This window comes from Prevotella sp. AM23-5, from assembly GCF_003473645.1.
Lineage (GTDB): Bacteria > Bacteroidota > Bacteroidia > Bacteroidales > Bacteroidaceae > Prevotella > Prevotella copri_A.
In genome coordinates, this window is the sequence record NZ_QUCG01000116.1 from 1 (window position 1) to 5,937 (window position 5,937).

Below are 5,937 nucleotides of genomic sequence, written 5' to 3' on the forward strand. Positions count from 1 at the left end.
TTCCTTGTTTGTCATAATCTTATGTTTTTAAAACCAATTACTTATACAAAGGTAAATATAAAAGTTGATTTTTGCAAGGATTTCATGTTAAACTTTATTTTTATGTATATCTTTTTATGATGGCAGTCATTATCGGCTGTTCCATAATTCTTCACTTATTTCACCCATTCCATCAAGTCGTCGTAGTTGGTTACCTTATGATAGTAGATGCCCGAACCAGAGAGTTGCTCGAAAAGCCTGTCAGCACAGGCTATCTTACCATTTTCTATGCCTCGCAAGTCAAGGGTTGACATGCTACCCTTGGTTTCGGCTACGAAATAGACATGCTTCACGGCACCATCCTTGAAGGCTATCGCCCAGTCGGGAGAATAATTGCCCACAGGGGTAGGAATGTGGAAACTTTTTGGCAACTTGGCATATACGGCAACATCGGTGCTCGTATCGAGGTCTTCTACAAACTTGCGCTCCACACTCTGCTTTGCCGTTCCATCAGTAAACACATAATCCACAATGCTCTTCCTGCCCTGGTAAGCCTTGTCGAGCGAAGTATGCTTCTCCTCCGTAAAGATGGCGGAATCGTAGCTTCCCTCTATCTCGTTGTAACTGATGTGATCTACGATGATGGTGGCTTTCTGCTCCAGTATCAGGCGGCTTACCCTGCGGATAAACTCTTCCGGATTCACCTTGTACATATCAAACTTGCTTGGCATAATTTGGGATAGAATTCCGGCGATGGTCTTGCGGGTCAATCGGGTGTTGGCGGCTATCTTGCCCAGCAGGTCATACTTTACGGTGCTTACCACATCCGTTCTCAGGTCATCGTGCTGCATTTCTTCCTGCACCATCATGCTGCCCGCCTTCATATCGTCGTGCTTCAGTTCCGTTTTCTGCACTCCTCGGGTTACCACGTAGCTCAGTCTTGAAACCACCAGTTCCTTATTGATGGCGGCAATGGCTTTCTCTATCAGTTCCTTACTTTCGAAGTTTACCGTATAGGCGTATTTGTGGTTGATGCGATTCCAGAGTTCCTGGAACTCCTTCTTCGTGAAGTTCTCATTCAGTCTGTTCTCCGGAGTCTGCGGCGTACTTCCGTTTTCTATCATGCCGTCAAGAGCAGAAGGATTCCAAACGCCTTCTATCAGTTTGTGGATCCATTTGCCGTATGGCTTTACTTCGTCTGGTAATGAGGCGAGTGTTCCTGATGTTGCAGCAGAGCGATAAGCATCGGTTACATGACTTTCGTCATCCACATAACCATTCTTCACAAGATAGAAATAAATCTTCTTGGCTTCTGCCGTCGTGATACTGTGCTTGCTGCCATCTTCAATCGTGAAGCTCTTTCCATCGAAATAGTCAATGTCGGCAACCTTCGGACGGTCGTAGAGATCTTCTGAAATATTCTTCTGCAGGTCGTTTACGAAATCTGCATAACCTTCAGAGGCAATTACGGTAAGGCGGTTGATCTGCTGCACCTGTCCCTGCAGGGTGTCAGCATCCTGTCGCACTCCCTTGTTGTCAACACAGAGTCGCAATCCTCGTCCCACTTCCTGGCGCTTCTGCGAGATGCTGTTAGCCTGTCTGAGCGAACAGATCTGAAAGATATTCGGATTGTCCCAACCTTCTCGCAAGGCAGAGTGGGAGAAGATGAAGCGAACTGGCGAGTAAATTGGGTCGAGACTCAGCAGTCTTTCCTTGTCCTTCATAATCAGGTCGTAAGCCGATACGTCGTCGCTTCCTGCTCCCTTCTTCTCATCGCTGTCCTTGATGCGCTTGGTCTTGGGGTCGATGGAGAAATAACCTTCATGGGTCTTGTTGACAGGGATGCAGCTGAGATACTGCATATATTCCGGGTCGTACATATTCTGATTCTCGTTCAGCTCTGCCCAGTATTCCTGTTCGAATATCTCACCATAGCGTCCCAGCAGCGCATTGCCGTCTTCATCATACTGGCGATACTTGGCAACCTCGTCGATGAAGAAAAGGGAGAGGCATTTGATGCCACGATGGAAGAGCGCACTCTCTTTTCGGAAGTGCGCCTTGATGGTTTCCCTTATCTGGATGCGAGCCTTGTGGTCGGCTGTTACGTTACCGATTACTTCCTTCAGCATCAGACTTTCTCCGTTGCTGAACTTCACCTGGCTGCGACTTGGCTGGTGGGTATCCACCACGATGTCGGTAATCATGAACCCCTTGTATTGCAGCATATTTCCAGAGGCACTATAGAGGTCATCGCCTTCTCCCAACTTCTTGTAGATTCGCTTGATGGCTCCCGTAGTGCTCTGCTGTTCTATCTCCAGTCTTACCTGTGGTGCCTTGTCTTTCGAGAGCAGCAGCTCTGCGAAATAAATATAGCTGTCGGTACCTTTCAGGTTCTTCAGTTCGAAGCCTACTACCTCTATCTTCTTCACCAGTTTGTGGTTGTAGGCATCGAGTGCATCGAGCACATACACCGTGTTGTGGTGTTCCTTGTGGGTGGCGGAGTAATTCAGAGTGAAGAGCGGATTGAAGGCTTTGAGTGCCGTCTGTGTAGCGGCACCTCCCATCTTCTGCGGTTCATCCAGAATGATGATAGGGTTGTTGGCAGCAAGAACGGCAATAGGCTTTCGGGAACCGAACTCATCTCGTTCGGAGTTGATGATGCGTGCCGCCTTGTTCTTGGCTCCTTCCTTCATGGTGTTGAAGGCCTGGGTATTGATAATCATCACGCTGATGTCGTTGCTCTGCGAGAAGGAGTCGATGTCGTTGAGGCTGCTGCTGTCGTAGATGAAGTAGCGAGCCTTCTTGCCGTATTGCTCCATGAAGTGATCTACCGTGATGTCGAAGCTTTTCTTCACTCCCTCTCGGATAGCGATGCTTGGAACCACCACGATAAACTTGGTCCAGCCATACTGCTTGTTCAGTTCGAACATCGTCTTGATATAGACGTAAGTCTTTCCCGTACCTGTTTCCATCTCCACATCGAGCTGGCAGGCACCGAGTTTCTGGCAGAGTTCTTCATCCTGATGGATGTTGTTCTCTGTCTGAATCTGTCGGATGTTGTCAAAGAGAGCCACTTTATTCATGGCAAGTCGGTTGTTCTTATAACCCAGGTTATTGCCGGTATCATCGCTATCGGCAAAAACGTCGGTTTGAACGATTTTGATGTCATGCTTCTTGCTGTCAACCACATACAGTTTTCCCTTATCCATCCTGTATTCCAGGTTGGCTTGGTTGGGCTGCCCCTTGAAGACGTTGATGACGCTCTCCACGGCATCGGTCTGATATTGTTGTATCTTAAACTTCAGTTTCATAGAATCCTTGTTACTGTGTCAGGAGAATATGTTTTAAAGATCTGCTCGAAGTTGGTGGCGGTGGAATCGTCCTTCATGCTGGTATCACGGAGCACGGCGTAGGCTGGCTGCATTTGGGCGATGGCCTTTACCACTTCATCGGTTACATCCGGGTCAAAACATGCCACGAGGTATCCTTCGGCAACGTTATAGATGGTCTTGCCAGCTACCGTTGTCGTTTCTATCTCCGAATCCAGGGTTGCGCCGAGTTCGAGCATTACCTGGAAGAGCAGGTCTTCGCCCGTTCTATCCGGCTTCACATTATCAACCTGCGAGAAGAGGTCGGCTTGCGAAATATCCTTTGGAGAATAGTAAATGTCCTGCATATTGGTGGAATCGAGTTTCAACACACGGAAGCCTGTATCGAGGTCTTGGGTGGTTAAAGGTGATTCCTCCTTGATTTTCTTGCCGGCACGGCGGATTCGCTCCTTTGCTAATTCTGTAATATAATGTGGCTTTTTCAATTCGTCTAGAACAGATATTGCATTCAAAACTACTTTCTTCGAGTTTTCCGATGTTGCTTTTTTTGTTGAATCTATTAGCTCCGGTAATTGAATTAATATAAATCGATTGTGATTACCACCAATGTTATTTCTCATTACAGCTTCTGCTGTAGTTGCAGAACCGCTAAAGAAATCCATTACGATTTCATTATCAGTTAAGCCAAAACCTAAAAAATATGTAATCAGTTCTATAGGCTTGGGATTTGAGAATACTTCTTTTTTAAAATAGCAATAAACATCTTCCGAACCCGTACTTGTTGTTCCTTTGTCATCTAAGACAGTAGAATTTGTGGTAAAAATACTTCTTGGTTTTTTCCCTTTTGGCATTCTTTGTTTAAATTGTACAGACCATCCATTTGTTGTTTGAGCAAAACGAATCTCACCTTCCTTTTTGTCTGTTTCAAATCTTTTTTGTGATCTCAGCCAACTAATTTCATTACCATCCTCATCATATTGTAAAACTGTACCATCAGGACATGTTATAGGATAATATTGTTTTCCTGACTTTCTTTTAAAAGTATCCCAGAAGAATTTACCTTTTTCATCTTGTTCTTTGTATCGTTTTATATATTCATCACTATATGTTTCAAAGAAAGCTTCAAGACTATTAATATTTTTGGCAAAAGCTAAGATGTATTCATGCTCTATAGCTACATAAGTAGAATCATTGCCACCTCCTTTTTTGTTTTGCCAAACAAATTGTGAGATATAATTATTAGCACCAAATATTTCTTTGCAAAGTTTCAGTAAATTTTCTATCTCATTTTCATCAATAGAAATGAATATCACACCATCATCGGTCAGCAAGTCTCTTGCAACTTTCAATCTCGGATAAATCATATTGAGCCAATCGGTATGGAATCTACCATTGCTTTCGGCATTGGTAAACATACGGTTGCCCTGCTCGTCAAACTGTCCTGAGTTGGCGAGGTATTCTTCTGAAGACTGAGCGAAATCATCTTCATACACAAAATCGTTTCCGGTGTTGTAAGGTGGGTCTATATAAATCATTTTCACCTTATGGAGATAAGTCTCCTTCAAACACTTGAGAACATCGAGGTTGTCGCCCTCGATATAAAGGTTCTGGGTGTTGTCGAAATCAATACTATCTTCACGGCAAGGGCGAAGTGTGGCATTGATAGGAGAGTTGGCAAGGAGAATCGCCTTGCTCTTGTCGGGCCAGGTAAACTGGTAGCGTTCTGCTCTTTCTGACATCACGCTATCAGAAAGATTCTGTTTGAGTTTCTCGAAATCTATGAGGTGCTTTGGCTGACCGCTTCTTTCATCCACGGTCTCCGTAACGCAGTCGGGAAACAGCTGCGCAATTTTCATAATGTTGTCCTCGACACCATTACTACTCTGCATTCTTAATTTGTCCATTCGTAGCTCTTTTCATTGTTAGTCACTATATATAATAAGGTATAGCAACAAACATTGAAGCGAACTCCAACGTCTTTTGCTATAGCTGATGGGTGCGTTTGGAACTAAATCATTATCGGAGTAAAACGGGCAGCGGACAGAAGGATTGGCTGGAAAGCTATCCAAAGAAAGCCTTGATGTAGTGAAGACAAAGAAGAAGCGTGAGCTTCCCTTATCAACACTTGAGGCTTTTGCCGGGCCCGTCATTCACGATAAGTTCCGCCCACGCTATAGCGCAGGCGTTTACAGAACTTATTCATTCGTGAATGACATACTTTTAATTCGGCAAAATTTCAAGTGTGTTCCGAACAAATTAGTAAACGCAAGTTTATAATCTTATTATGTTATATCTTTCTTTTCTGTTTCTTATATTTCTTTCTTTTAAATTGTTATACATTCAAATTTCCTTGTTGGTCATTAAATGACCAATAGGTTTTAATGGATACCGGAATTTCATCCATAAGGAGTCAATTCGCAACACGATAACGTTTCCATCCATACGATTGCATCTTGTGCAGTGCTAAAGCACAGGTTTTCTCCGTTTTTATGTTCTTCTCTCGCTTTGTCAAGTTTCGCTTGCAAATCGGGAGTAATCACATGAGTTGATGTGCTCATATCCTTTGTTTTAAATTGTTATTTGGGGCAAAGATAATAAAAAATAATCCTAAAATCCGCAACTATCATCC

The 5,937-nt window shown here is 44.0% G+C and carries 2 protein-coding genes; both read right to left on the bottom strand.

Features of this window, described 5'->3' with window-relative positions; translation table 11 throughout:
• Window positions 1-155 precede the first annotated feature (155 nt).
• Window positions 156-3,290, bottom strand: coding sequence for a type III restriction-modification system endonuclease (locus tag DW657_RS16405; protein ID WP_118313465.1), 3,135 nt, complete (start codon window positions 3,288-3,290; stop codon window positions 156-158).
• The gene (locus tag DW657_RS16410) at window positions 3,287-5,212 is read right to left on the bottom strand and encodes a site-specific DNA-methyltransferase (RefSeq protein WP_199658370.1); all 1,926 of its coding nucleotides are present in this window, start codon (window positions 5,210-5,212) and stop codon (window positions 3,287-3,289) included. Before DW657_RS16410 ends, DW657_RS16405 begins: the two co-directional genes overlap by 4 nt.
• Between the last annotated feature and the right edge of the window lie 725 nt (window positions 5,213-5,937).